25 protein-coding genes are annotated in these 25,363 nt (G+C 72.4%); 22 read left to right on the top strand and 3 right to left on the bottom strand.

The window, feature by feature from the left end; translation table 11 throughout:
• Window positions 1–725, top strand: a 725-nt coding sequence (locus ACQRUO_RS03605) for an AAA family ATPase (protein WP_428314209.1), incomplete at its 5' end; no start/stop codon positions are given.
• A 30-nt stretch (window positions 726–755) separates the two neighbouring features.
• A complete protein-coding gene (locus tag ACQRUO_RS03600; RefSeq protein ID WP_428314208.1) occupies window positions 756–1,562 on the top strand; it encodes an Fpg/Nei family DNA glycosylase in 807 nt (268 codons plus the stop codon).
• A 2-nt stretch (window positions 1,563–1,564) separates the two neighbouring features.
• Here the strand turns inward: ACQRUO_RS03600 and ACQRUO_RS03595 are convergent, their stop codons facing one another.
• On the bottom strand, window positions 1,565–2,026 hold the full coding sequence (locus tag ACQRUO_RS03595; RefSeq protein ID WP_428314207.1) for a MarR family winged helix-turn-helix transcriptional regulator: 462 nt from the start codon (window positions 2,024–2,026) through the stop codon (window positions 1,565–1,567).
• A gap of 126 nt (window positions 2,027–2,152) precedes the next feature.
• On the opposite strand from ACQRUO_RS03595, the gene ACQRUO_RS03590 reads away from it, so the two are divergent.
• A complete protein-coding gene (locus tag ACQRUO_RS03590; RefSeq protein ID WP_428314206.1) occupies window positions 2,153–3,085 on the top strand; it encodes a quinone oxidoreductase family protein in 933 nt (310 codons plus the stop codon).
• Between the two features lie 58 nt (window positions 3,086–3,143).
• Here ACQRUO_RS03590 and ACQRUO_RS03585 read toward each other — a convergent pair whose 3' ends face one another.
• On the bottom strand, window positions 3,144–4,544 hold the full coding sequence (locus ACQRUO_RS03585) for a lipase maturation factor family protein (RefSeq protein WP_428314205.1): 1,401 nt from the start codon (window positions 4,542–4,544) through the stop codon (window positions 3,144–3,146).
• 165 nt (window positions 4,545–4,709) lie between these two features.
• Here ACQRUO_RS03585 and ACQRUO_RS03580 point away from each other — a divergent pair, with 165 nt between their 5' ends.
• The 4 genes from ACQRUO_RS03580 (at window position 4,710) to ACQRUO_RS03565 (ending at window position 7,877) form a co-directional block, all read left to right on the top strand.
• Entirely contained in the window at window positions 4,710–5,816 is a 1,107-nt protein-coding gene (locus tag ACQRUO_RS03580; RefSeq protein WP_428314204.1) for a M24 family metallopeptidase, read from the top strand.
• A gap of 71 nt (window positions 5,817–5,887) precedes the next feature.
• Window positions 5,888–6,451, top strand: a complete 564-nt coding sequence (efp, locus tag ACQRUO_RS03575; protein ID WP_428314203.1) for an elongation factor P — start codon at window positions 5,888–5,890, stop codon at window positions 6,449–6,451.
• Window positions 6,452–6,453: 2 nt separating this feature from the next.
• Window positions 6,454–6,894 (top strand): transcription antitermination factor NusB, encoded by a 441-nt coding sequence (gene nusB, locus ACQRUO_RS03570; RefSeq protein ID WP_428314202.1) that lies wholly within the window; start codon window positions 6,454–6,456, stop codon window positions 6,892–6,894.
• 137 nt (window positions 6,895–7,031) lie between these two features.
• Window positions 7,032–7,877, top strand: coding sequence for a thioesterase family protein (locus ACQRUO_RS03565; RefSeq protein WP_428314201.1), 846 nt, complete (start codon window positions 7,032–7,034; stop codon window positions 7,875–7,877).
• A 152-nt stretch (window positions 7,878–8,029) separates the two neighbouring features.
• On the opposite strand, the gene ACQRUO_RS03560 is transcribed toward ACQRUO_RS03565, so the two are convergent.
• Window positions 8,030–8,533, bottom strand: coding sequence for a transcriptional regulator BldD (locus ACQRUO_RS03560; RefSeq protein ID WP_035840801.1), 504 nt, complete (start codon window positions 8,531–8,533; stop codon window positions 8,030–8,032).
• 324 nt (window positions 8,534–8,857) lie between these two features.
• Between ACQRUO_RS03560 and pyrR the strand changes: the two genes are divergently transcribed.
• From pyrR to metK, 15 genes are all read left to right on the top strand, one after another.
• Complete coding sequence (pyrR, locus tag ACQRUO_RS03555) at window positions 8,858–9,469, top strand: bifunctional pyr operon transcriptional regulator/uracil phosphoribosyltransferase PyrR (RefSeq protein ID WP_428314200.1); 612 nt, start codon at window positions 8,858–8,860, stop codon at window positions 9,467–9,469.
• Between the two features lie 6 nt (window positions 9,470–9,475).
• Window positions 9,476–10,453, top strand: coding sequence for an aspartate carbamoyltransferase catalytic subunit (locus tag ACQRUO_RS03550; RefSeq protein WP_428314199.1), 978 nt, complete (start codon window positions 9,476–9,478; stop codon window positions 10,451–10,453).
• Window positions 10,450–11,754 (top strand): dihydroorotase, encoded by a 1,305-nt coding sequence (locus ACQRUO_RS03545; protein WP_428314198.1) that lies wholly within the window; start codon window positions 10,450–10,452, stop codon window positions 11,752–11,754. The genes ACQRUO_RS03550 and ACQRUO_RS03545 overlap by 4 nt, the downstream gene beginning before the upstream one ends.
• A 32-nt stretch (window positions 11,755–11,786) precedes the next feature.
• Window positions 11,787–12,341 carry a hypothetical protein gene (locus ACQRUO_RS03540; protein ID WP_428314212.1) on the top strand — a complete coding sequence of 185 codons (555 nt, stop codon included), beginning with the start codon at window positions 11,787–11,789 and terminating at the stop codon, window positions 12,339–12,341.
• Window positions 12,338–13,510, top strand: a complete 1,173-nt coding sequence (carA, locus tag ACQRUO_RS03535; protein ID WP_428314197.1) for a glutamine-hydrolyzing carbamoyl-phosphate synthase small subunit — start codon at window positions 12,338–12,340, stop codon at window positions 13,508–13,510. The genes ACQRUO_RS03540 and carA overlap by 4 nt, the downstream gene beginning before the upstream one ends.
• Window positions 13,511–13,513: 3 nt before the next feature.
• On the top strand, window positions 13,514–16,822 hold the full coding sequence (carB, locus tag ACQRUO_RS03530) for a carbamoyl-phosphate synthase large subunit (protein ID WP_428314196.1): 3,309 nt from the start codon (window positions 13,514–13,516) through the stop codon (window positions 16,820–16,822).
• Between the two features lie 68 nt (window positions 16,823–16,890).
• Window positions 16,891–17,985 (top strand): quinone-dependent dihydroorotate dehydrogenase, encoded by a 1,095-nt coding sequence (locus tag ACQRUO_RS03525; RefSeq protein ID WP_428314195.1) that lies wholly within the window; start codon window positions 16,891–16,893, stop codon window positions 17,983–17,985.
• Window positions 17,986–18,170: 185 nt separating this feature from the next.
• Window positions 18,171–19,025, top strand: coding sequence for a dihydroorotate dehydrogenase electron transfer subunit (locus ACQRUO_RS03520; RefSeq protein ID WP_428314194.1), 855 nt, complete (start codon window positions 18,171–18,173; stop codon window positions 19,023–19,025).
• Window positions 19,025–19,984 (top strand): dihydroorotate dehydrogenase, encoded by a 960-nt coding sequence (locus ACQRUO_RS03515; protein ID WP_428314193.1) that lies wholly within the window; start codon window positions 19,025–19,027, stop codon window positions 19,982–19,984. Before ACQRUO_RS03520 ends, ACQRUO_RS03515 begins: the two co-directional genes overlap by 1 nt.
• A gap of 45 nt (window positions 19,985–20,029) precedes the next feature.
• Window positions 20,030–20,866: an orotidine-5'-phosphate decarboxylase gene (pyrF, locus tag ACQRUO_RS03510; RefSeq protein ID WP_428314192.1), complete on the top strand. Its 837-nt coding sequence runs from the start codon at window positions 20,030–20,032 to the stop codon at window positions 20,864–20,866.
• Window positions 20,867–21,133: 267 nt separating this feature from the next.
• A complete protein-coding gene (gene mihF, locus ACQRUO_RS03505; protein ID WP_428314191.1) occupies window positions 21,134–21,460 on the top strand; it encodes an integration host factor, actinobacterial type in 327 nt (108 codons plus the stop codon).
• A gap of 70 nt (window positions 21,461–21,530) precedes the next feature.
• Window positions 21,531–22,088 (top strand): guanylate kinase, encoded by a 558-nt coding sequence (gmk, locus tag ACQRUO_RS03500; protein WP_428314190.1) that lies wholly within the window; start codon window positions 21,531–21,533, stop codon window positions 22,086–22,088.
• A gap of 102 nt (window positions 22,089–22,190) precedes the next feature.
• Entirely contained in the window at window positions 22,191–22,457 is a 267-nt protein-coding gene (gene rpoZ / locus ACQRUO_RS03495) for a DNA-directed RNA polymerase subunit omega (RefSeq protein WP_035840778.1), read from the top strand.
• Window positions 22,458–22,672: 215 nt separating this feature from the next.
• On the top strand, window positions 22,673–23,875 hold the full coding sequence (coaBC, locus tag ACQRUO_RS03490; protein ID WP_428314211.1) for a bifunctional phosphopantothenoylcysteine decarboxylase/phosphopantothenate--cysteine ligase CoaBC: 1,203 nt from the start codon (window positions 22,673–22,675) through the stop codon (window positions 23,873–23,875).
• A 148-nt stretch (window positions 23,876–24,023) separates the two neighbouring features.
• Complete coding sequence (gene metK / locus ACQRUO_RS03485; RefSeq protein ID WP_428314189.1) at window positions 24,024–25,220, top strand: methionine adenosyltransferase; 1,197 nt, start codon at window positions 24,024–24,026, stop codon at window positions 25,218–25,220.
• Window positions 25,221–25,363: the final 143 nt, after the last annotated feature.

Here is a 25,363-nt window from a genome sequence, read left to right as displayed (position 1 = left end):
CCCCGGCGGCCGGCCCCGCACTGACGGTCGGTCAGCCGCCGGCCGCCGCCGCCCCGCCGCGCCCGCAGGTCAGCGCGCCGAGCGCCGCCGTGCCGCCCGGCAGCACCGGACACTTCGTGATGCCCACCGGCGCACCGGTCCAGCTGCCGCCCACGGCACAGCCGCAGCCCGGCCCGCTGGCGGTGCTGCTGATCGGCCCGGCCGGTGCCGGCAAGACCACCGTGGCCCGGCTCTGGGCCGAGCGCCGGGTCGCCCCCACCGCGCACATCAGCCTGGACGACGTGCGCGAATGGGTGCGGTCCGGCTTCGCCAACCCGAAGTCCGGCTGGAACAACGCCTCCGAGGCCCAGTACCGGCTGGCCCGCCGCACCTGCGGCTTCGCCTGCCGGAACTACCTGGCCAACGGAATCTCCTGCATCATCGACGACGCGGTCTTCCCGGACCGCCCGGCGATCGGCCTCGGCGGCTGGAAGCGGCACATCGGCCCCGGGATGATCCCGGTGGTGCTGCTGCCGGGGCTGGACATCGTGCTGGCCCGCAACGCCCGGCGCAGCGGGCAGCGGCGGCTCAGTGACGAGGAGGTGGCGCAGATCCACGGCCGGATGGCCGGCTGGTACAACTCCGGCCTGCCGATCATCGACAACTCGCAGCTCGACGTCACCGCGACCGCCGAGGCCCTGGACCGGATCATCGCCGCCCGACTGGCCGGCCACCCGGTCCGCTGACCCCCTGCCCCTTCCCCGGAGAGTCCCACCATGCCCGAAGGCCACATCCTGCACCGGCTCGCCGCCCAGTACCGGACGGCCTTCGGCGGCCGCCCGGTCGAGGTCGCGAGCCCGCAGGGCCGGTTCGCCGACGGGGCCCGGCTGGTCGACGGGCAGCCGCTGCACGGCGCCGAGGCGGACGGCAAGCACCTCTTCCTGGACTTCGGCGGCCGCTGGCTGCACATCCACCTCGGCCTGTACGGCACCGTCACCTTCGGCGTTGCTCCCGCACCCGCGCCGGTCGGCCTGATCCGGCTGCGCCTGGCCAACGACGAGCAGTACGCCGACCTGCGCGGCCCGACCACCTGCGAGCTGCTCACCCCCGCCGAGAAGGACGCGGTGCACGCCCGGCTCGGCCCCGACCCGCTGCGCACCGACGCCGAGCCGGACCGCGCCTGGCAGCGGATCGCCCGCAGCCGCACGACCGTAGCCGCGCTGCTGATGGACCAGAAGGTGCTGGCCGGCGTCGGCAACGTCTACCGGGCCGAGGTGCTCTTCCGACACGGCATCGCCCCGCACCGCGCCGGGCGCGACCTGCGCGCGCCGGAGTGGGAGCTGATCTGGGGCGACCTGGTCACGCTGATGCGCGAGGGCGCGGCGATCGGCCGGATCGACACGGTGCGCCCGGAACACACCCCCGAGGCCATGGGCCGCCCGCCCCGGGTCGACGACCACGGCGGCGAGGTCTACGTCTACCGCCGAGCCGGCCAGCCCTGCCTGGTCTGCGGCACGGAGGTCAGGACCGAGGCCCACGCAGCCCGCAACCTCTTCTGGTGCCCCCGCTGCCAGGCGGCCTGAGGCTATCCCTGGACTCGCCCCTCGATCACCCGGGTCACCAGCGCGAGCAGTTGCGCCTGCTCGGCCGGGTCGAGGGGGGCGAGCAACTCCTCGTTGGCCTGTCCGAGCAGGGCGGTGAGCCTCGCCAGCAGGTCGGCGCCTGCGGGGGTCAGGACGATCGCGTTCTTCCGGGCGTCCCGCGGGTCCTTCTCGCGCCGGACCAGTTCCCTGGCCTGCAACTCGTTGAGCACCCCGACCAGGTCCTTGGGGTCGATCCGCACCGTCCGGGCCAGTTCGGCCTGGGCGAGCGGGCCGAACTCGGCGACCGCGCAGAGCACCGCGTGGTGGCCCATCCGGCAGTCCAGTTCGGCCAGCCGTTCGGCGACCAGCCGATGGCCGAGTGCGCCGGCCCGGCCGAGCAGCCAGCTGGGCAGGGTCCGCAACGCGCTGAACGGGGTGGTCGGGGCCTCGGTCGGCTCGGACATCGTCGCCTCCGGGAGTCGGGGAGGGGATAGGGGGAGGAGAAAAAGGGGGAGAGAAATCGTTGGTGGCCCCAACGGTTTCTGCTATCGTTGGGACTACCAACGGTACTCGACGGGGGAGGCGCGCGAATGCGCAAGGTCAGGTTTCACCAGTACGGCGGCGCTGAGGTGCTCCAGGTTGACGAGGTCGCCGAGCCGCAGCCCGGGCCCGGTGAGGTGCTGGTCCGCACCGAGGCGGCCGGGGTCAGCCTGATGCTGCTGAAGATGCTGGCCGGGGTCGGTGAGCCGGCGCTGCCCGGTTCGCCCGGCGGCGGGTTCGTCGGGCGGATCACTGCGCTGGGTGATGGGGTGACGGAGTATCAGGTCGGCGACCGGGTCGGTGGGATCGCCGCCGAGGTCTATGCCGAGCAGCTGCTCGCCGTGCCCGCGCTGATCAGCCCGGTGCCCGAGGAGGCGGCCGCCGCCGATGCGCTCGGCGTGGTGCACGGTGGCCTGGTGGCGCTCGCAGCGCTGCGGGTCGGCGGCTTCGCGGCCGGTGAGTCGGTGCTGGTGACCAACGCCGCCGGCGGGGTCGGGCACCTGATCGTGCAGTTGGCCAAGGAGCTCGGTGCGACCCGGGTGGTGGCCGCCGTCTCCAGTCCCGCGAAGGCCGACTTCCTGCGCTCGGTCGGCGCCGACGAGGTGGTCTGCTACCCGGACGCCGACTGGGGCGCCCCGGTCGACCTGGTGCTGGAGGGGGCCGGCGGCGAGGTGCTGCCGAACCGGGCCCTCGGCGCGCTGCGCCCGTTCGGCCGGCTGGTCACCCTGGCCGGGTACGGCGGCACCCTGGACGCCGGTGCGGTGCTCGGCGCCTGCGCCTCGGTGATCGGCATGTCGATGGGACAGCTGTCCCGGCACCGCCCCGAGGTGATCGCCGACGTGCGGGCCGAGCTGTGGCGGCTGCTGGCCGCGGGGCGGCTGCGCCCGGCCTCGGCGGTGTTCCCGCTGGAGCGGGCCGGGGAGGCTGCGGCGCTGCTGGAGTCCCGTGGCGCGCTCGGCAAGGTGGTGCTGGAGGTGCGGTAGGGCTGGTGGTCCGGTGGCCCGGTGGTGATGGTGGACGGCAGTGGTCACAACCGGGCCGTCAGCGCCGGGCCATCGGCGCCAGGTAGAGCTGCACCCGACTCCGGCGCCACCACTCGCCGCTCGCCCGCCGCTCGGCCCGGGTGGTGAACCGGTAGCGGTAGAGCACCGCCCGGACCAGGGTCGGCGGTCGGTCCGGGAACGGGTTGTGCCGCAGCAGCCGCAGCGTCGCCCGGTCGCCCGCCAGCAGCCGCTCCACCAGCGGTCGCAGCCACGGGCGGGCGTAGCTCGGGGAGATCCCGGCGAACCACATCAGCCAGTCCAGGCGCAGGTGGTAGGGCGCGAACTGGCGCGGCCGGCGGCCGAGTTCGCCGGGCTTGCCGCGGAAGCCGTACTCCCGCCAGACGGTCTGCGGCGTCGGGCGCGGGTCGATGGTGCCCTCGAGCACCACCTCGAAGCGGATCCGGTTGATGCTGCCGAACGCCCCGTAGGTGTTCACCAGGTGCAGCCGGTTGAAGGAGTAGTTCATCAGCTGGCCGCGGGAGAGCAGGTTGCGGGCCGGCCAGTAGCTCAACCACACCACCAGCGCGGTGAAGGCCAGCACCAGGACCGCGAACCAGAGCGGCGCCTGCGCGGTGTCCCGGTGCCCGCCCGGCAGCCGCAGCGCGCCGAACGCCAGCGCGATGGTCAGCCAGTTGAGCCAGGCGAAGTTGCCGGAGGCGATCAGCCAGAGCTGGGTGACCACCATCGCGCCGGCCGCCCAGGAGGCGATCGGCTGCGGGGCGAAGAGCAGCACCGGCAGGCCGAGCTGGGCCAGGTGGTTGGCGGCCACCTCGACCCGGTGCAGCGGCATCGGCAGGTGGTGGAAGTACCAGGAGAGCGGGCCGGGCATCGGCTGGGTCTCGTGGTGGTAGCGCAGGCAGGTCAGGTCCCGCCAGCAACGGTCGCCGCGCAGCTTGATCAGCCCGGCGCCGAACTCCACCCGGAACAGCAGCCAGCGGAACAGGTAGAGCACCGGCACCGGCGGCGCCACCTTCGCGTTGCCCAGGAAGACGGCCAGCAGCCCGGCCTCCAGCAGCAGCGACTCCCAGCCGAAGGAGTACCAGGTCTGCCCGACGTTGACGATCGACAGGTAGAGCACCCAGAGCAGCAGCCAGCACAGCATCGAGGCCCAGAGCGGCACCAGGTCCGCCAGCCCGGCGGCCACCGCCGCGGCCAGCGCCGCCCCGCCCCAGGCCACGGCGGCGAAGGCCCGGTCCGAGTAGCCGAACTGGAACAGGCTCGGCGCCTCCCGGAAGCCGCGGTAGCGCAGGTAGCGCGGCACGGGCAGCATTCCGCGCTCGCCGATCAGCGCCTCGAACTGCCGGGCGGCGGCCAGGAAGCCGACCAGGTAGACGCCGGCCAGCAGGCGCAGCAGCACCAGCCGGCTCAGCGAGTACTCGGGCGCCGTGATCCACTCCACCCGCCCATCTGACCACCCCGGCCCGCACCGGGCAGGCCACCGCGCCGAAGCCGTCGCCCCCGCCCGTCGCCGCCCTGCCCGTTGTCCCCGTCCGCCGCCCGTCGCCGTCCCCGCCCGGCCCAGCTCGACGGGCGGGCCCGCCCCGGACTGCCTAGGCTGCCGTATATGTCCGATGCGCACGCGGCCCGCCGTGAGCGGCTGAGCCAGTACTGCAGCGCGGGCGGGGCGGACGCGGCACTGGTCACCAAGCCCGCCAATGTCCGGTACCTCACCGGCTGCGCCCCCTGCGGCGCCACCCTGCTGCTCACCCGGGACCGCGCCCTGCTGGCGCTGCCCGCCGAGCTGCCGCCCGACGACACCGGCGAGCACCCCTACGCCGCCGAGCTGCCGCACCTGGTGGCCGCCCCCGACCAGGACACCGCCGAGGCCGCCGCCGCAGCCGCCACTGGCCTGCGGGTGGCCGACCTCGCGGTGGAGGAGCACGACCTGACCGTCACCCGGCACCGGGCGATCGCCGAGCAGGCGGCCGGGGTGCGGCTGACCGACCTGAACCGGGCCGTGGAGCGGCTGCGGGTGGTCAAGGACGACCAGGAGCTGGCCGAGCTGCGGATCGCCGCCGAGATCGGCGACCAGGCGCTCGGCGAGCTGCTGGAGTCGATCCTGGTCGGTCGCACCGAGCGGCACCTGGCGATGGAGCTGGAGCGCCGGATGATCGACCACGGCGCGGACCGGGCCGGCTTCCCGGTCTCGGTCGGCACCGGCGGCCACTCGGGGCGCAGCGACCACCTGCCCACCGACCGCCGGGTCGAGGAGGGCGACTTCCTGACCGTCTCGCTCGGCGCCCAGTACCGCGGCTACACGGTCTGCGCGACCCGCACCTTCGTGATCGGCGCGGCCCCGGCGCCCTGGCAGGTGGAGCTGCACCGACTGGTCTTCGAGGCCCAGCGGGCCGGGCGGGAGGCGCTGGCCCCAGGGGTGCCGGGCGGCACTCCGGACCTGGTGGCGCGCGAGGTGCTGCGGGCCGGCGGTCACCACGAGGAGCGGCCGCGGCCGTTCGGGCACGGTGTGGGCCTCGAGGTGCGGGAGGCGCCGCAGCTGGGACCCGGCGAGATGGGTAAACTGGACAACCGCGTGCCGGTCACCGTCGGGCCGGGGGTTCACCTCCCGGGCCGGGGCGGGGTCCGGATCGAGGACACGCTCGTGGTCCGTCCGCTCGAAGAGGGCGGTCCCGAGCTGCTCACCATCACCACCAAGGAGCTCCTCGCCCTGTGACCGCCGGCTTCGGTCGACCGGCCCGGCACCACTCGGTTCTTTGACAGCTATATCCAGGAGTAAGTGCGCCCGTGGCTAGTACGAATGATCTCAAGAACGGCATGGTCCTCAAGCTCGACGGCGGCAAGCTCTGGACCGTCGTGGAGTTCCAGCACGTCAAGCCCGGCAAGGGCCCGGCCTTCGTGCGCACCAAGCTCAAGGAGGTCCTGACCGGCAAGGTCGTCGACAAGACCTTCAACGCCGGCGTCAAGGTCGACACCGCGAACGTCGACAAGCGCACCATGCAGTTCTCCTACAAGGACGGGGAGAACTTCGTGTTCATGGACATGGACACCTACGACCAGGTCACCATCGAGCCGGGTGTCGTCGGCGACGCCGCCAAGTACCTGCTCGAGGGCTTCGAGGCCCTGGTCGCGCAGAACGAGGGCAGCCCGCTCTACGTCGAGCTCCCGGCCGCCGTCGAGCTGGTCATCTCCGAGACCGAGCCGGGCGTCCAGGGCGACCGCTCCACCGGTGGCACCAAGCCGGCCACGCTGGAGACCGGTGCCGAGATCCAGGTCCCGCTCTTCATCACCACCGGCGAGAAGGTCAAGGTCGACACCCGCGACGGCAGCTACCTCGGCCGGGTCAAGTAACCGTGGCTTCTGCACGCACCAAGGCGCGCACCCACGCGTTCCAGATCCTCTTCGAAGCCGACGGCCGGGGCGTCGACCCGCTGTCGGTGCTCGCCGGCTGGGTGGCCCGGGGCCGCGAGCCCAAGCCGGACGAGGGTGTGCCGCAGGTGACCGAGTACACCATGCAGCTGGTGGAGGGCTACACCAAGCACGCCCGCCGGATCGACGAGCTGATCTCCACCTACGCGGTCGGCTGGACGCTGGACCGGATGCCGGTGGTGGACCGCAACGTCCTGCGGCTCGGCGCCTACGAGCTGATCTGGGAGGACGGCGTCCCGGACGCGGTCGTCCTGGACGAGGCCGTGGAGATCGCCAAGGAGTTCTCCACGGACGACTCGCCGGCCTTCGTGAACGGCCTGCTGGCCCGCTTCATGGAGCTGAAGGACAGCATCCGCCGCAGCTGAGGCACGGCTCCGGGCGGCCCCCCGACCCGGGGGCACCCCCTTCGAAGACCGTCGGACCTTCCGGTCCGGCGGTCTTCGCGCGTATGTTGTTACTGACCAGTAGCAAGCCAGGAGCTCGCCCGAAGGGTGCCTTTGCCATGACCACAGTGACCGCGATCGACAGCGAGTTCGACCGGGCGATCGCCCTGGCGCCGGACGGTGCGGGCGGGTACCACGGCGAGCTCGGCAGCGGCTGGCAGATCGGTGGCGGGATCAACGGCGGGCTGCTGCTGGCGGTGGCCGCCAACGCGCTGCGCCAGGCGCTGCCCGGCCACCCGGACCCGCTCTCGATCAGCTGCTACTACCTGACCACCTCGCACCCGGGCCCGCTCACGGTGCGCACCGAGATCGTCCGGCGCGGCCGCTCGGTCTCCACCGCGACCGCCTCGCTCTACCAGGAGGACGCCACCGGCACCCCGGTGGAGCGGCTCAGAGTGCTGGCGAGCTACGGAGAGCTGGCCGCCCTCGGCGGCGAGGTGCACACGCTGGCCGAGCCGCCGCAGCTGCCCCCGGTCGAGCAGTGCATCGGCACCGAGCACGCGCCGCGCGAGTTCCTCACCGAGGCCGCCCTGCTGCAGCGGTTCGACCTGCGGCTGGACCCGGCCACGGTGGGCTGGGCGGTCGGGCAGCCGTCCCGCACCGGGCGGATCCAGGGCTGGTTCAAGCTGGCCGACGGCCGCGAGCCGGACCCGCTCGCGCTGCTACTGGTGGCCGACGCGCTGCCGCCGGTCACCTTCGACCTCGGGCTGCCCGGCTGGGCGCCGACCGTGGAGCTGACCGTGCACCTGCGGGCGGTGCCGGCGCCGGGCTGGCTGCGGGTCAGCCACGCCACCCGGAACCTGGCCGGCGGCCACTTCGAGGAGGACTGCGAGATCTGGGACTCCGCCGGCCGCCTGGTCGCGCAGTCGCGCCAGCTGGCCCGCGCGCCCCGCGCGATTGCCTGAGGTCCGCGCGCCCCGCGCGACCGCCTGAGGCCCGGGAGCCGCCGGGCGAGCCCCTGGCCCGGCTCGCGCGCCGGGCGCATCCGGACACGCCGACGGCGCGGTCCCCCGGGACCGCGCCGTGACGTTTCTTCAGTGGCCGGACCGGCCGCTGATCAGCTCGCGTCCTCCTCGCGAACCGCGCGGCGCGCGTCGGAGTTGAGCACACCCCAGCTGATCAGCTGCTCGGTGAGGATGGAGGGCGACTGGTCGTAGATCACGGCCAGGGTGCGCAGGTCGTCCTGGCGGATCGAGAGCACCTTGCCGTTGTAGTCACCCCGCTGGGACTGGATGGTGGCCGCGTAGCGCTGCAGCGGGCCGGCCTTCTCGGACGGGACCTGGGTCAGTCTCTCCAGGTCCAGCACCAGGCGCGGCGGCGGCTCGGCGGCGCCACCCGGGGTGCCGCCGGGCAGCAGCTCCTGCACCGGGACACCGTAGAACTCGGCGAGCTCGGCCAGCCGCTGCACCGTCACAGCGCGGTCGCCACGCTCGTAGGAGCCGACGACGACCGCCTTCCAGCGTCCCTGGGACTTCTCCTCGACGCCGTGCAGGGAGAGACCCTGCTGAGTGCGGATCGCTCGGAGTTTGCCTCCGAGCTGCTTCGCGTAGTCGCTGGACATTGTTCTCCCCGGACGAGAATTCCTTGATCATGTCGGTCACGGGGGAGTGAGGGGTGACCCTGCTTCCCGGGCGTCCTACCGGTGGGTTCGACGGCCGCTCCGTAACTCACTGTGAGGTTACGTAGAGTAAGGTAGCTGCGTCAAGCCGAATGGGGCAGTCGTGCGAATGGTCCGCTACCTCTGCGTGAACACGACACGGCCGACGGCGAGCGTGCGGTGATCGTCCTGCTAGCATGGGCGAGGCGACCGCTGTCACCGGGGAGCCATCCATCAGACATCCTTTAAGGCCCGTCCCGTGAGGCGGGGAAGGAGGTCCGCTTCGGCATGACCACACAGACCGACACACCGCGTCCGCCGCACCAGGTCCTGGACGGCGCTGACATCGCCCGGGTGATCACCCGGATCGCCCACGAGATCGTGGAGCGCGCCAAGGGTGCGGAGGACGTCGTCCTCCTCGGCATCCACACCCGCGGGGTCCACCTCGCCCGCCGGCTGCACGCCAAGCTCACGCAGATCACCGGCCGCGACATCCCGCTGGGCACCCTCGACATCACCATGTACCGGGACGACCTGCGGCTGAAGCCCGCCCGCGCCCTGGAGCACACCGAGATCCCGGCCGACGGCATCGACGGGCGCCTGGTGATCCTGGTCGACGACGTCCTCTTCTCCGGCCGCACCGTGCGCGCCGCGCTGGACGCCCTCGGCGACATCGGCCGCCCCCGCGCCGTGCAGCTCGCCGTCCTGGTCGACCGCGGCCACCGCGAGCTGCCGATCCGTGCCGACTACGTGGGCAAGAACCTGCCCACCTCGCTGCGCGAGGCCGTCCAGGTCAAGCTCGCCGACACCGACGGCCAGGACGCCGTCCTGGTCGGCGACCGCGACTACACCGCCCGCAGCTCGCAGGCCCTGGCCGCCGCCCCCACCCCCTCGGAGTAGCACCCCGTGAAGCGCCACCTCGTCTCCGCCGCCGATCTCAGCCGCGACGACGCGCTGCTGATCCTGGACACCGCCGAGGAGCTGGCCCAGCTCTCCGGTCGGGCCGTCAAGAAGCTCCCCACGCTGCGCGGCCGCACCGTCGTCAACCTCTTCTTCGAGGACTCCACCCGCACCAAGACCTCCTTCGAGGTCGCCGAGAAGCGGCTCTCCGCCGACGTCATCAACTTCGCCGCCAAGGGCTCCTCGGTCTCCAAGGGCGAGAGCCTGAAGGACACCGCGCTCACCCTGCAGGCGATGGGCGCCGACGCCGTGGTGATCCGCCACCACGCCTCCGGCGCACCGGCCCGCCTCGCCCAGTCCGACTGGCTGCACGGCAGCGTGATCAACGCCGGTGACGGCACCCACGAGCACCCCACCCAGGCGCTGCTGGACGCCTTCACCATGCGCCGGCACCTCAACCCCGGCCTCGGTAACGACCTCGCCGGGCGCCGGATCACCATCGTCGGCGACGTGCTGCACAGCCGGGTGGCCCGCTCCAACGCGCTGCTGCTGCAGACCCTGGGCGCCCAGGTCACCTTCGTGGCCCCGCCCACCCTGCTGCCGATCGGCATCGCGAACTGGCCCTGCGAGATCTCCTACGACCTGGACGCCACGCTCGCCAAGAGCGACGCGGTGATGATGCTGCGGGTCCAGCGCGAGCGGATGAACGCCGCCTTCTTCCCCACCGAGCGCGAGTACTCGCGCCGCTACGGGCTGCACGCCGGCCGGCTGGCCAAGTTGCCCGAGCACGCGATCGTGATGCACCCCGGGCCGATGGTCCGCGGCATGGAGATCACCGCCGAGGTGGCCGACTCGCCGCGCTGCACCGCGATCGAGCAGGTGGCCAACGGCGTCTCGATCCGGATGGCCGTCCTGTACCTCCTGCTCGGCGGCGCCACCCTCGCCGACAACCACAGCACCAACCAGAGTGAGGCCGCCCAGTGACCAGTTACCTGATCCGCAACGCCCAGATCCTGGGCGGCCCCGCCCAGGACATCCACCTCGACGGCGGAGTGATCCAGGCGATCGGCACCGGTCTGGCGGTCGAGGCCGACGTCGACATCGACGCGCACGGCCTGATCGTGCTGCCTGGTCTGGTCGACCTGCACACCCACCTGCGCGAGCCGGGCCGGGAGGACGCCGAGACCGTGCTGACCGGCACCCAGGCGGCCGCCAAGGGCGGTTACACCGCGGTGCACGCGATGGCCAACACCTTCCCGGTGGCCGACACCGCCGGCGTGGTGGAGCAGGTCTGGCGGCTCGGCCAGGCCTCCGGCTACTGCGACGTGCAGCCGGTGGGCGCCGTCACCGTCGGCCTGGAGGGCAAGCAGCTCGCCGAGCTCGGTGCGATGCACGACTCCGCGGCCGGCGTGCGGGTCTTCTCCGACGACGGCAAGTGCGTGGACGACGCGGTGATCATGCGGCGCGCGCTGGAGTACGTGAAGGCGTTCGACGGCGTGGTGGCCCAGCACGCCCAGGAGCCGCGGCTGACCGCGGGCGCCCAGATGAACGAGGGCCAGGTCTCCGGCGAGCTCGGCCTGGGCGGCTGGCCGGCGGTGGCCGAGGAGGCGATCATCGCCCGGGACGTGCTGCTGGCCGCGCACGTCGGCTCCCGGCTGCACGTCTGCCACGTCTCCACGGCCGGCTCGGTGGAGATCATCCGCTGGGCCAAGGCCAAGGGCTGGGACGTCACCGCCGAGGTGACCCCGCACCACCTGCTGCTCACCGACGAGCTGGTCCGCAGCTACGACCCGGTCTACAAGGTCAACCCGCCGCTGCGCACCGCCGAGGACGTCAAGGCGCTGCGCGCCGCGCTCGCCGACGGCACCATCGACGCGGTGGCCACCGACCACGCCCCGCACCCGGCGGAGGACAAGGACTGCGAGTGGGCGGCCGCCGCGATGGGCATGGTCGGCCTGGAGACCGCACTCTCCGTGGTGCAGCAGGCGATGGTCGACACCGGCCTGCTGACCTGGGAGGGCGTGGCCGACCGGATGTCGCACCGCCCGGCCCGGATCGGGCGCCTGACCGGCCACGGCCGCCCCGTCTCGGTCGGTGAGCCGGCCAACCTGGTGCTCTTCGACCCCGCGTACCGTGGCACCGTGAACCCCGAGAGCTTCGCCACCCGCAGCCGCAACACCCCGTACCGGGGGCTCGACCTGCCGGGTCGGGTGCACGCCACCTTCCTGCGCGGGACGGCCACCGTGCTGGCCGGCGAGCTGGTCGAGCCGGGCGAGCCCGCGTGAGCGCCCGGCTGACGGGCCCGCAGCTGCTGGCCATGGAACAGGCCAAGGTGCACGACTGGCCGGGCTACCTCGGCTGGACGGTCGGCCTGCTGCTGCTGATCGTGGTCGTCTACTGGCTGATGCGGCAGGGCTGGAACTGGCGCCGCACCCTGCAGTCCGACCTGTCGGCGCTGCCTGCCGTGCCGAGCGAGACCGGCACGCCCATCCTGGAGAGCAGCGGGCGGTACCACGGCAGCACCACCGCCGGGAACTGGCTGGACCGGGTGGTGGCCCACGGCCTGGGCACCCGCAGCCTGGCCGAGCTGACCCTCACCGAGCAGGGCCTGCTGGCCCGCCGCCCCGGTGCCACCGACCTCTGGGTGCCCGCCGAGGCGCTGACCGGCGCCCGGACCGACTCCGGGATCGCCGGCAAGGTGGTCCCCTCGGGGCTGCTGGTGGTCGGCTGGCGGTTGGCCGAGCGGGAACTGGAGTCCGGCTTCCGGCTGGACCACCCGGACGAGCACGCCGCGTGGGTCACGGCGATAGCGCAACTTGCAACACGTACCGCCACGGCGGGTACGACGAGGACGGAAGGCGTAACACCATGACCGCAGTTGCCCCCACCAACCGCTCCTGGCGGGAGCGTGTGCCTGCCGTGCTGGTGCTGGAGGACGGTCGCACCTTCCGCGGACAGGCGTACGGCGCGATCGGCGAGACCTTCGGCGAGGCGGTCTTCAGCACCGGCATGTCCGGCTACCAGGAGACCCTGACCGACCCGTCCTACCACCGCCAGGTGGTGGTCATGACGGCCCCGCAGATCGGCAACACCGGCGTCAACGACGAGGACCCCGAGTCGAAGCGGATCTGGGTCGCCGGCTACGTGGTCCGCGACCCCGCCCGGGTGCCGTCGAACTGGCGCTCGCAGCGCCCGCTCGACGCGGAGCTGGCCGACCAGGGCGTGGTCGGGATCAGCGGCATCGACACCCGCGCGCTCACCCGCCACCTGCGCGAGCGCGGCGCGATGCGGGTCGGCATCTTCTCCGGCCCGGCGCTGGCCGAGCAGTCCGAGCTGCTCGCCCGGGTGCTCCAGGCACCCGAGATGAAGGGCGCCGACCTGTGCGCCGAGGTCGCCACCACCGAGCCCTACGTGGTGCCGGCGGTCGGCACGAAGAAGTTCACCGTGGCCGCCGTGGACCTGGGCATCAAGGCGATGACCCCGCAGCGGATGGCCGAGCGCGGCATCGAGGTGCACGTGCTGCCGGCGAACGCCACCGCCGAGGACATCTACGCGGTGAACCCGGACGGCGTCTTCTTCTCCAACGGCCCGGGCGACCCGGCCACCGCCGACCACCAGGTCGCGGTGCTGCGCGAGGTGCTCGGTCGCAACACCCCGTTCTTCGGGATCTGCTTCGGCAACCAGATCCTGGGCCGCGCGCTCGGCTTCGGCACCTACAAGCTGAAGTACGGTCACCGCGGCATCAACCAGCCGGTGCAGGACCGCACCACCGGCAAGGTCGAGGTCACCGCGCACAACCACGGCTTCGCCGTGGAGGCGCCGATCGACCGGGTGAGCGAGACCCCGTTCGGGCGAGTAGAGGTTTCGCATATCTGCCTGAACGACGATGTCGTCGAAGGCCTGCAGTGCCTGGACACGCCCGCCTTCAGCGTCCAGTACCACCCCGAGGCGGCAGCCGGCCCGCACGACGCGGCCTACCTCTTCGACCGCTTCGTCGACCTGATGGCCGGTTCCCCGGCCCGTACCACCGCAGGGAGCTGACCCGTGCCGAAGCGCACTGACATCAAGTCCGTCCTGGTCATCGGCTCCGGCCCGATCGTGATCGGCCAGGCGGCGGAGTTCGACTACTCCGGCACCCAGGCCTGCCGCGTGCTGCGGTCCGAGGGCCTGCGGGTCGTCCTGGTGAACTCCAACCCGGCGACCATCATGACCGACCCGGAGATCGCCGACGCCACCTACGTGGAGCCGATCACCCCGGACTTCGTCGAGAAGATCATCGCCAAGGAGCGCCCCGACGTGCTCCTGCCCACCCTGGGCGGCCAGACCGCGCTGAACACCGCGATCGCCCTGCACCAGGCCGGCACGCTGGAGAAGTACGGCGTCGAGCTGATCGGCGCCAACGTCGAGGCGATCAACAAGGGCGAGGACCGCGAGCTGTTCAAGCAGGTCGTCGAGGCCGTCAAGGCCAAGATCGGCCACGGCGAGTCGGCCCGCTCGGTGATCTGCCACTCGATGGAGGACGTGCTGGCGGGCGTCGAGACGCTCGGCGGCTACCCGGTGGTGGTCCGCCCCTCCTTCACCATGGGCGGCGCCGGCTCCGGCTTCGCGCACGACGAGGAGGACCTGCGCCGGATCGCCGGCCAGGGCCTGACCCTCTCGCCGACCACCGAGGTGCTCCTGGAGGAGTCCATCCTCGGCTGGAAGGAGTACGAGCTCGAGCTGATGCGCGACAAGAACGACAACGTCGTGGTCGTCTGCTCGATCGAGAACTTCGACCCGATGGGCGTGCACACCGGTGACTCGATCACCGTGGCGCCGGCCATGACCCTCACCGACCGCGAGTACCAGGTGCTGCGCGACATCGGCATCGCGGTGATCCGCGAGGTCGGCGTCGACACCGGTGGCTGCAACATCCAGTTCGCGGTCAACCCGGACGACGGCCGGATCATCGTGATCGAGATGAACCCCCGGGTCTCCCGCTCCTCGGCGCTGGCCTCCAAGGCGACCGGCTTCCCGATCGCCAAGATCGCCGCCAAGCTGGCGGTCGGCTACACCCTGGACGAGATCCCCAACGACATCACCGAGGAGACCCCGGCCTCCTTCGAGCCGACCCTCGACTACGTGGTGGTCAAGGTCCCGCGGTTCGCCTTCGAGAAGTTCCCGAGCGCGGACGCCACGCTGACCACCACCATGAAGTCGGTCGGCGAGGCGATGGCGCTGGGCCGCAACTTCCCCGAGGCGCTGAACAAGGCGCTGCGCTCGCTGGAGAAGAAGGGCTCGCAGTTCTCCTGGGTCGGCGAGCCCGGCGACAAGTCCGAGCTGCTGGAGACGGCGAAGGTCCCGACCGACGGCCGGATCAACACCGTGATGCAGGCGATCCGGGCCGGCGCCACCCCGCAGGAGGTCTTCGACGCGACGAAGATCGACCCGTGGTTCGTCGACCAGCTCTTCCTGATCCACGAGATCGCGGTCGAGCTCGCCGAGACCGCCGAGCTGGACCAGGAGCTGCTCCGGCACGCCAAGCGGCACGGCTTCTCGGACCAGCAGATCGGCGAGATCCGCGGCCTCAAGCCGGACGTGGTCCGCGAGGTGCGGCACGCGCTGGGCATCCGCCCGGTCTTCAAGACGGTCGACACCTGCGCCGCCGAGTTCGCCGCCAAGACCCCGTACTTCTACTCGTCCTACGACGAGGAGAGCGAGGTCGCCCCGCGCACCAAGCCCGCGGTGATCATCCTCGGCTCCGGCCCGAACCGGATCGGCCAGGGCATCGAGTTCGACTACTCCTGCGTGCACGCCTCCTTCGCGCTCGCCGAGGCCGGCTACGAGACCGTCATGGTCAACTGCAACCCGGAGACCGTCTCCACCGACTACGACACCTCCGACCGGCTCTACTTCGAGCCGCTCACCCTGGAGGACGTGCTGGAGATCGTGCACGCCGAGCAGCAGGCCGGCCCGCTGGCCGGCGTCATCGTCCAGCTCGGCGGCCAGACCCCGCTCGGCCTGGCGCAGGCGCTCAAGGAGAACGGCGTGCCGATCGTCGGCACCCAGCCGGAGGCGATCGACCTGGCCGAGGAGCGCGGCGCCTTCGGGCGGGTGCTCCGGGACGCCGGGCTGCCCGCGCCCAAGCACGGCACCGCCTTCTCCTTCGAGGAGGCCAAGGCGATCGCCGACGAGATCGGCTACCCGGTGCTGGCCCGCCCCTCCTACGTGCTCGGCGGGCGCGGCATGGAGATCGTCTACGACGAGGCCAGCCTCGCCTCCTACCTGGAGCGGCACGCCGGCCTGATCTCCGAGCACCCGGTGCTGATCGACCGCTTCCTGGACGACGCGGTGGAGATCGACGTCGACGCGCTCTTCGACGGCACCGAGCTCTACCTCGGCGGCGTGATGGAGCACATCGAGGAGGCCGGCATCCACTCCGGTGACTCGGCCTGCGCGCTGCCCCCGATCACCCTCGGCGGCCACGACGTCAAGCGGCTGCGCGCCTCCACCGAGGCGATCGCCCGCGGCGTCGGGGTGCGCGGTCTGATCAACATCCAGTTCGCGCTCTCCGGGGACATCCTCTACGTGCTGGAGGCCAACCCGCGCGCCTCCCGGACCGTGCCGTTCACCTCCAAGGCGACCGCGGTGCCGCTGGCCAAGGCGGCCGCCCGGATCTCGCTCGGCGCCACCATCGCCGAGCTGCGCGCCGAGGGCCTGCTGCCGGCCGAGGGCGACGGCGGCACGCTGCCGGCCGACTGCCCGATCTCGGTCAAGGAGGCCGTGATGCCGTGGTCGCGCTTCCGCGACGTGCACGGCCGCGGGGTGGACACCGTGCTCGGCCCGGAGATGCGCTCGACCGGCGAGGTCATGGGCATCGACAAGGTCTTCGGCACCTCCTACGCCAAGGCCCAGGCCGGGGCCTACGGCTCGCTGCCGACCAAGGGCAAGGTCTTCGTCTCGGTCGCCAACCGCGACAAGCGCAACCTGGTCTTCCCGGCCCGGGCCCTGGTCGAGCTGGGCTTCGAGGTGCTGGCCACCTCCGGCACCGCCGAGGTGCTGCAGCGCGGCGGGATCCCCTCCACCCTGGTGCGCAAGCACAGCGAGGGCACCGGCCCGAACGGCGAGCGGACCATCGTGCAGCTGATCCACGACGGCGAGGTCGACCTGATCATCAACACCCCCTACGGCACCGGCGGCCGCCTCGACGGCTACGAGATCCGCACCGCCGCGGTGTCCCGCGGCGTGCCGTGCCTGACCACGGTGCAGGCGATGGGCGCGGCGGTGCAGGGCATCGACGCGCTGACCCGCGGCGACGTCGGGGTGATGTCGCTGCAGGAGCACGCGGCGCTGATCAACGCGGCCCGCAAGTAGCAGGATCGTGAGTGGGAGGCACCCGGCGCGGGTGCCTCCCACATCCATGTGAGGAAGGCGCTTCGAGCGTGTACAAGCTGCTGTTCAATCTGGTCTTCCGCAAGATGGACCCCGAGAAGGCGCACCACCTGGCCTTCTTCTGGATCCGGCTGGCCGCCTCGGTACCGGGGCTGCGCCAGTTGGTCGCCCTGGCGCTGGCCCCGCGCGACCCGGCGCTGCGCACCACCGCGCTGGGCCTGGACCTGCCGGGCCCGTTCGGCCTGGGGGCCGGGTTCGACAAGAACGCGGTCGGGATCGACGGCCTGGCGATGCTCGGCTTCGACTACGTGGAGATCGGCACGGTCACCGGCGAGCCGCAGCCCGGCAACCCGGCGCCGCGGCTGTTCCGGCTGGTCGAGGACCGCGCGCTGATCAACCGGATGGGCTTCAACAACCAGGGCTCGGCGCGGATCGCGACCCGGCTGGCGCAGCGTCAGCGCGGTTCGCTCTCCCCGGTGGTGGGCGTCAACATCGGCAAGACCAAGGTGGTCGAGGAGGCCGACGCGGTCGCCGACTACGTCAAGAGCACCGAGCGGCTGGCCGGGCACGCGGACTACCTGGTGGTCAACGTCTCCTCGCCGAACACCCCGGGGCTGCGCAACCTGCAGGCCGTCTCGCACCTGGGCCCGCTGCTGACCGCGGTGCGCGAGGCCGCCGACCGCGCCTGCCCGCACCACGTGCCGCTGCTGGTCAAGATCGCCCCCGACCTGGCCGACGAGGACGTGGACGCGGTCGCCGACCTGGCGCTGGAGCTGGGCCTGGACGGGATCATCGCGACCAACACCACGATCGGCCGCTCCGGGTTGCGCGAGAGCGCCGCCCGGGTCGAGCAGATCGGCATGGGCGGGCTCTCCGGGGCGCCGCTGAAGGAGCGCTCGCTGGAGGTGCTGAAGCGGCTGCGCAAGCGCACCGAGGGTCGCCTGGTGCTGGTCTCGGTGGGCGGCATCGAGACCGCCGAGGACGCCTGGCAGCGGATCCTGGCCGGTGCCGACCTGGTGCAGGGGTACAGCGCCTTCATCTACGAGGGACCGTTCTGGATGCGCCGGGTGCACCGCGGGCTGAGCCTGCGGCTGCGCCGGGCGGGCTTCGCCAGTATCGCCGAGGCGGTGGGCACCGGGGCCTGAGCGGGGCTCCTCCGCCCGGGGCGGGCCCTGGCAGGCCGCCCCGGACTTGGATGATCGTCTGACGAGATGTCATAAATCGGGGCAATGTGACAGCCGGCGGACAGATTTGGGAGAGTTCCGACTGCCAGTGAACGAGAAGCAGCCGTAACCGAGAAGCAGCCGGCGTGGTCGAAAGGGGCCGAACCGTGGCCAACCCCCTGCAGCTGCGGGCCGAGGTGCTCGCCAACCACCCCGAGGGGGCGGTGCACCGCCTGGTGCTGCACGCCCCCGGCGTGCCGCAGCGGGTGCGGCCCGGCCACTTCGCCACCCTCGCGGTCGGCGGCGCGAACTCCGCGCTGCTGCTCCGCCGGCCCTTCTCGATCCACCGGGCCGACCCGGCGGCCGAGACCGTCGAGCTGGTGATCGCCCCGCGCGGGGCCGGCAGCCGGGAGCTGGCCGCCGCCCGGGTCGGCGACCGGCTGGACCTGCTCGCCCCGCTCGGCACCCCCTTCCCGCTGCCGGACGGCCCGGTCAGCGCGCTGCTGGTCGGCGCCGGGCACCGGGCCGCCCCGCTGTTCGCGCTGGGCGCCGAGATCCGGCGCCGCGGCGGGCAGGTCGGCTTCGTCCTCGGGGCCGCCCGGGCGGACGGGCTGTACGGCGTCGAGCAGGCCCAGGCGCTCACCCAGGACGTGCTGGTGCTCACCGAGGACGGCTCGCGCGGCCTGACCGGGCGGGCCGCCGATCCGCTGGGCGAGGCGATCGACGCGATCGACGCCGGCGTGGTCTACGCGGCCGGCCCGACCGCGATGCTGCGCCAGGTCACCGAGACCGCCGTCGAGCGCTCGGTGCGGGTGCACACCGCGGTCGAGGCGGCGATGGCCTGCGGCACCGGGTTCTGCATGAGCTGCGTGCTGCCGGTGATCGGCGCGGACGGCCGCAGCCGGTTCGTCCGGGCCTGCACCGACGGGCCGGTCTTCGACGGCGCCCGGGTGCGCTGGTCGGACATCGGCACCGTGCCGCCCGACCTGGAGGGCGCGGCCGCGATGGGGGTGGGGGCGTGATGGAACCGCAGGACGTCGACCTCAGCGCGCCGCTCGGCCACCTGACCCTGCCCAACCCGATCGGCACCGCCTCCGGCTGCGCCGGCTACGGGCGGGAACTGGCCCGGTTCGTGCCGCTCGCCGAGCTGGGCACCGTCACCACCAAGACGATCATGCCCTACCCGCGGGCCGGCGAGGCCACCCCGCGGATGGCCGAGACCCCCTCCGGGATGCTCAACTCGATCGGCCTGCAGGGCTCCGGGATCGACCGGTTCCTGCGGCTGGAACTGCCCTGGCTGGCCGAGCGCGGCGCCCGGGTGCTGGTCTCGATCGCCGGGCAGCGGCTGGAGGAGTTCATCGAGGTCGCCGCCCGGCTGCACGGGCAGCCCGGGGTGGTCGGCATCGAGCTGAACATCTCCGGCCCCAACCTGGCCGACCGCGGCCTGGTCTTCGCCCGCAACCCCGCCACCTCGTACGACGTGGTGCGCGCGGTGCGCAAGGTCACCGACCCCGAACTGCCGGTCTACGCCAAGCTCTCCCCGGACGTGACCTCGATCACCGAGATCGCCGCCGCCTGCGTGCACGCCGGCGCCGACGGACTGTCCATGATCAACACCGCCGTGGGCATGGCCATCGACCTGGACACGCTGCGCCCCGCCCTGGCGGCCGGCGCCGGCGGGCTCTCCGGGCCGGCGCTGCGCCCGATCGCGCTGCGCTGCGTCTGGGAGGTGCACGCCGCGATGCTGGCCGGCCGGATCCCGCAGGTGCCGATCCTCGGCATGGGCGGCATCAGCACCGGGCGGGACGCGCTGGAGTTCACCCTGGCCGGGGCGAGCGGAGTGGCGGTGGGCACCGCGCTCTTCCACGACCCGGCCGCCCCGCGGCGCATCCTGGCCGAACTCCGGGCCGAACTGGCCGCCCGCGGCTTCGCCAAGTACACCGACGCGGTGGGCTTCGCCCACCGCCCCCACCTGTCCTGACCTGCTCGACTCCTGAACAGGCCCACCTCGTCCGGAAAGGACCTCATGACTCTCGCCCCCTTCGGCGCCCGACTGCACGACGCCATGGCCGAGCGCGGTCAGCTCTGCGTCGGCATCGACCCGCACGCCGCCCTGCTCTCCGCCTGGGGACTCGGCGACGACCTGGCCGGTCTGGAGCGGTTCAGCCGCACCGTGGTCGAGGCGCTGGCCGACCGGGTCGCCGTGCTCAAGCCGCAGGCCGCCTTCTTCGAGCGGTTCGGCAGCAAGGGCGTCGCGGTGCTGGAGACCACCGTGGCCGAGGCCCGCGCGGCCGGTGCGCTGGTGCTGATGGACGCCAAGCGCGGCGACATCGGCTCGACCATGGCCGCCTACGCCGAGGCCTTCCTGCGGCCCGACAGCGCGCTCTTCTCGGACGCCCTGACGGTCAGCCCCTACCTCGGCTTCGGCTCGCTGCGCCCGGCCCTGGACCTGGCCCGCGAGCAGGGCTGCGGCATCTTCGCGCTGGCCCTGACCTCCAACCCGGAGGGCTTCGAGGTGCAGCGCGCCGCCGACGCCGAGGGCGTCAGCGTGGCCCAGCGGGTGCTGCGGCACCTGGCGGCGGAGAACGCCGGCGCCGAGCCGTTGGGCTCCTTCGGCGCGGTGGTCGGCGCGACGCTGGCCGACGCCGGGGTGGACCTGGCGATCAACGGCCCGCTGCTGGCCCCGGGGATCGGCGCGCAGGGGGCCACCATGGCGGACCTGCCGCGGGTCTTCGGTGCGGCGGTGCCGGCCGTGGTGCCGAGCGTGAGTCGCGACGTGCTCAAGCACGGACCCTCCGTGACGGGTCTGCGGGAGGCCGCGCAGCGCTTCGTCGACGATGTGAGGGCTGTCACACTCGCTTGACGAAGGGGGCCCAAACCGGGCCGTTTTCTCCCGAAAAGTCCTGGGCTACCTATGCTGACCAGGACTTTTCGGCTTCTTTTCCTGACGTGGGCGCGCAATGCGGGTAGTGTCCGGCGGTAGGGGTCCAAGGCAGGGAGTTCCTCGTTGCTCTCGCAGGTCAGAGCGGCTAGGTTCCACTGCGGTCCAGTCCGGTTCGGGCTGCGGCAGGCTCCTGGTACGACCAATGTCCTAGCACTTCAATTCCTTCCAGACCCTGAGGTGAACGGCGTGGCTCTTCCGCCCCTTACCCCTGAACAGCGCTCCGCCGCGCTGGCCAAGGCCGCCGAGGCTCGCCGGGAGCGCGCCGAGGTGAAGAACCGGCTCAAGCACTCGGGCGCGTCCCTGCACGAGGTGATCAAGGCCGGCAAGGCCGACAACGAGGTCATCGGCAAGATGAAGGTCTCCGCCCTGCTGGAGAGCCTTCCGGGCGTCGGCAAGGTCCGCGCCAAGCAGATCATGGAGCGCCTGGGGATCAGCGAGAGCCGCCGGGTGCGCGGTCTCGGTACCAACCAGATCGCTTCTCTGGAGCGCGAGTTCGGTCAGAACGCGTCCTGACGCAACACCCTCCGGTTCCCGGACCTGCGGCGTGGTCTCCGGATCGTCCGGGATCCGGGATAATCGGTACATGAGTGAACGTCCGCGGCTGACCGTGCTCTCCGGCCCCTCCGGGGTCGGCAAGAGCACGGTCGTCGCTCATATGAGGCAGCAGCATCCCGAGGTGTGGCTCTCGGTGTCGGCGACCACCCGGCACCCGCGACCCGGCGAGCGGGACGGGGTCCACTACTACTTCGTCGACAACGACGAGTTCGACAAGCTGGTCGCCAACGGCGAACTGCTGGAGTCGGCCGTCTTCGCCGGGAACCGGTACGGCACCCCCCGCAAGGCGGTGGAGGAGCGACTGGAGCGCGGCGAACCCGTGCTGCTGGAGATCGACCTGCAGGGTGCCCGTCAGGTCCGCGAGTCGATGCCCGAGGCGCAGCTGGTCTTCCTGGCCCCGCCGAGCTGGGAGGAGCTGGTCCGCCGGCTCACCGGCCGCGGCACCGAGCCGCAGGAGGTCATCGACCAGCGGCTGGAGGCGGCCCGCACCGAACTGGCCGCGGAGCCCGAGTTCGACACCACGCTGGTGAACACCTCCGTCGAGCAGGTTGCGGCCGAGCTGCTAGCCTTGCTCGGTGTAAACTGATCCGATCTTTCTGATCCGACGAGCCGGCCGGAAACGGCCCGGCCACATCGGGCGGAGAACTGATCAGGAATGTTCCTAGCCACCCTTTCGGAAGGTTTTCGCGTGTCCTCTTCCATGACCGCGCCCGAGGGCATCATCAACCCGCCGATCGACGAGCTGCTCGAGGCCACGGACTCCAAGTACAGCCTGGTGATCTACGCGGCCAAGCGCGCGCGCCAGATCAACGCCTACTACTCGCAGCTCGGCGAGGGTCTGCTGGAGTACGTCGGCCCGCTGGTCGACACCCACGTGCACGAGAAGCCGCTGTCGATCGCGCTGCGCGAGATCAACGCCGGCATGCTGACCGCCGAGGCCGTCGACGCCGCCTGAGGCAGCACGCAGGGCACCTGCACGACCGAGCCCGCCGGGGAGACCCGGCGGGCTTCGTCGTGCCCGGGGTCGGGCCAGCGGGGCCGGGCCAGCGGTGCCGGGTGCTGCCGGGCCCGGGCACCGGGTGCCGGTGTCGGGCCGCCGCGGTCGGCCCGGCTGAGTGGCCGTAAGGTGAACGCGTGACTGAGACGAGCCCCGTGACTGAGACCGGCACCGTGCGGCAGCCCCAGGTGGTCCTCGGTGTGAGCGGCGGGATCGCCGCCTACAAGGCGTGCGAGCTGCTGCGCCGGTTCACCGAGTCCGGGCACGCGGTCACCGTGGTGCCGACCGCGGCCGCGCTGCACTTCGTCGGCGAGGCCACCTGGGCCGCGCTCTCCGGGCGGCCGGCCGCCACCGAGACCTGGGAGCGGGTGCACGAGGTCCCGCACGTGCGGATCGGGCAGCGCGCCGACCTGGTGGTGGTCGCCCCCGCCACCGCGGACCTGCTGGCCAAGGCCGCCCACGGGCTGGCCGACGACCTGCTCACCAACACCCTGCTGACCGCGCGCTGCCCGGTGGTCTTCGCCCCCGCGATGCACACCGAGATGTGGGAGCACGCCGCCACCCAGGAGAACGTCGCCACGCTGCGCCGCCGCGGCGCGATCGTGCTGGAGCCGGCGGTGGGCCGGCTGACCGGCGTGGACACCGGCAAGGGCCGGCTGCCCGAGCCGGAGGCGATCTTCGCCGCCTGCCGCCGGGTGCTGGCCCGCGGCGCGGGGGAGGCCGACCTGGCCGGCCGTCACGTGGTGGTCTCGGCCGGCGGCACCCGCGAGCCGCTGGACCCGGTGCGCTTCCTCGGCAACCGTTCCTCCGGCAAGCAGGGCTACGCGCTGGCCGTCACCGCCGCCGCGCGTGGCGCCCGGGTGACGCTGCTGGCCGCCAACGTGGACCTGCCGGACCCCGCCGGGGTCGACGTGAAGAAGGTCACCACGGCGGTCGAGCTGCGCGAGGCCGCGGTCAAGGCCGCCGCCGACGCGGACGTGGTGGTGATGGCCGCCGCGGTGGCCGACTTCCGCCCGGCCGAGTACGCCGCGGTCAAGATCAAGAAGCAGGACGGGGTGGAGCCGGCCCCGGTCGCCCTGGTGCGCAATCCGGACATCCTGGCCGAGCTCTCCGGCAGCCGGGCGCGACCCGGCCAACTGGTGGTCGGCTTCGCCGCCGAGACCGACCGGGTGCTGGAGAACGGGCGGGCCAAGCTGGCCCGCAAGGGCTGCGACCTGCTGGTGGTGAACCAGGTGGGCGAGGGGCTGGCCTTCGGCCAGGACACCAACGAGGCCGTGGTGCTGGCCACCGACGGTGCGCAGACCCCGATCGCCGCCGGTCCCAAGGAGGACGTGGCCGACGCCATCTGGGACCTGGTCGTTCCCCGGCTCGGGTGACCACGGATCGAGACGATCTGTCCATAAACCCTGCAGGGAGTGTTGAACGGCGATAGCTGACCGTTACACTCCAGGAATCAAGTCTTTCCGGATGCCCCGGCCCGGCCGGAGCGTTCAGTCAGCAGCCGCTGCAACCCCAGGGAGCGCTGTGTCTCGCCGCCTGTTCACCTCGGAGTCCGTGACCGAGGGTCACCCCGACAAGATCGCTGACCAGATCAGCGACACCATCCTCGACGCCCTGCTCAAGGACGACCCGACCTCCCGGGTCGCCGTCGAGACGCTGATCACCACCGGTCTGGTGCACGTGGCCGGCGAGGTCACCACCAAGGCCTACGCGCCGATCGCCCAGCTGGTCCGCGACAAGATCCTCGAGATCGGGTACGACAGCTCGAAGAAGGGCTTCGACGGCGCCTCCTGCGGCGTCTCGGTCTCGATCGGTTCGCAGTCCCCGGACATCGCGCAGGGCGTGGACTTCGCGCACGAGCACCGGGTCGAGGGCGACGAGACGGACGAGCTGGACCGCCAGGGCGCGGGTGACCAGGGCCTGATGTTCGGCTACGCGTGCGACGACACGCCTGAGCTGATGCCGCTGCCGATCACCCTGGCGCACCGGCTCTCCCGCAAGCTGACCGAGGTGCGCAAGAACGGGACCATCCCCTACCTGCGCCCCGACGGCAAGACCCAGGTCACCATCGAGTACGACGGCGACCAGGCCGTGCGCCTGGACACCGTGGTGGTCTCCACCCAGCACGCCAGCGACATCGACCTGGAGTCGCTGCTCGCCCCCGACATCCGCGAGTTCGTCGTGGAGCCGGTGCTGCAGGGCCTGACCATCGACACCTCGAACTACCGCCTGCTGGTCAACCCGACCGGCCGGTTCGAGATCGGTGGCCCGATGGGTGACGCGGGCCTGACCGGCCGCAAGATCATCATCGACACCTACGGCGGCATGGCCCGCCACGGCGGCGGCGCCTTCTCCGGCAAGGACCCGTCCAAGGTCGACCGCTCGGCCGCCTACGCCATGCGCTGGGTCGCCAAGAACATCGTGGCCGCCGGCCTGGCCCGCCGGGCCGAGGTCCAGGTCGCCTACGCGATCGGCAAGGCCGAGCCGGTGGGTCTGTTCGTGGAGACCTTCGGCACCGAGACCGTCCCGGTGCTGAAGATCCAGGAGGCCGTGACCAAGGTCTTCGACCTGCGCCCGGCCGCGATCATCCGCGACCTGGACCTGCTGCGCCCGATCTACGCCCAGACCGCCGCCTACGGCCACTTCGGCCGCGAGCTGCCGGACTTCACCTGGGAGCGGACCGACCGCGCCGACCAGCTGAAGGCGGCCGCGCACGCCTGAGGCGTGACCGGCGCCGGCTGAACCGAGCGACGACCGCGGCGGCGGCGACCCCTCACCTCGAGGTGGTCGCCGCCGCCGCGGTCGGTTGTGGGGTCGCCGCCGCGGTCGGTTGTGGGGGTGGCTGCGTCGTCCGGGCGGGCTGC

This window comes from Kitasatospora sp. LaBMicrA B282 (assembly GCF_050325825.1).
Taxonomy (GTDB): domain Bacteria; phylum Actinomycetota; class Actinomycetes; order Streptomycetales; family Streptomycetaceae; genus Kitasatospora.
The sequence above is the reverse complement of the archived record's forward strand: the minus strand, read 5'-3'. Positions and strand labels throughout refer to the sequence as shown.

Excerpts from the sequence above, each read along its gene's own strand:
- ACQRUO_RS03560 (WP_035840801.1), bottom strand. The coding sequence starts at position 8,533 with ATGTCCAGCGACTACGCGAAGCAGCTCGGAGGCAAACTCCGAGCGATC.
- ACQRUO_RS03595 (WP_428314207.1), bottom strand. The coding sequence starts at position 2,026 with ATGTCCGAGCCGACCGAGGCCCCGACCACCCCGTTCAGCGCGTTGCGG.
- carA (WP_428314197.1), top strand. The coding sequence starts at position 12,338 with ATGACCGCAGTTGCCCCCACCAACCGCTCCTGGCGGGAGCGTGTGCCT.
- pyrF (WP_428314192.1), top strand. The coding sequence starts at position 20,030 with ATGACTCTCGCCCCCTTCGGCGCCCGACTGCACGACGCCATGGCCGAG.
- ACQRUO_RS03565 (WP_428314201.1), top strand. The coding sequence starts at position 7,032 with ATGACCACAGTGACCGCGATCGACAGCGAGTTCGACCGGGCGATCGCC.
- ACQRUO_RS03590 (WP_428314206.1), top strand. The coding sequence starts at position 2,153 with ATGCGCAAGGTCAGGTTTCACCAGTACGGCGGCGCTGAGGTGCTCCAG.
- ACQRUO_RS03515 (WP_428314193.1), top strand. The coding sequence starts at position 19,025 with ATGGAACCGCAGGACGTCGACCTCAGCGCGCCGCTCGGCCACCTGACC.
- ACQRUO_RS03600 (WP_428314208.1), top strand. The coding sequence starts at position 756 with ATGCCCGAAGGCCACATCCTGCACCGGCTCGCCGCCCAGTACCGGACG.
- gmk (WP_428314190.1), top strand. The coding sequence starts at position 21,531 with ATGAGTGAACGTCCGCGGCTGACCGTGCTCTCCGGCCCCTCCGGGGTC.
- ACQRUO_RS03580 (WP_428314204.1), top strand. The coding sequence starts at position 4,710 with ATGTCCGATGCGCACGCGGCCCGCCGTGAGCGGCTGAGCCAGTACTGC.
- pyrR (WP_428314200.1), top strand. The coding sequence starts at position 8,858 with ATGACCACACAGACCGACACACCGCGTCCGCCGCACCAGGTCCTGGAC.
- ACQRUO_RS03540 (WP_428314212.1), top strand. The coding sequence starts at position 11,787 with ATGGAACAGGCCAAGGTGCACGACTGGCCGGGCTACCTCGGCTGGACG.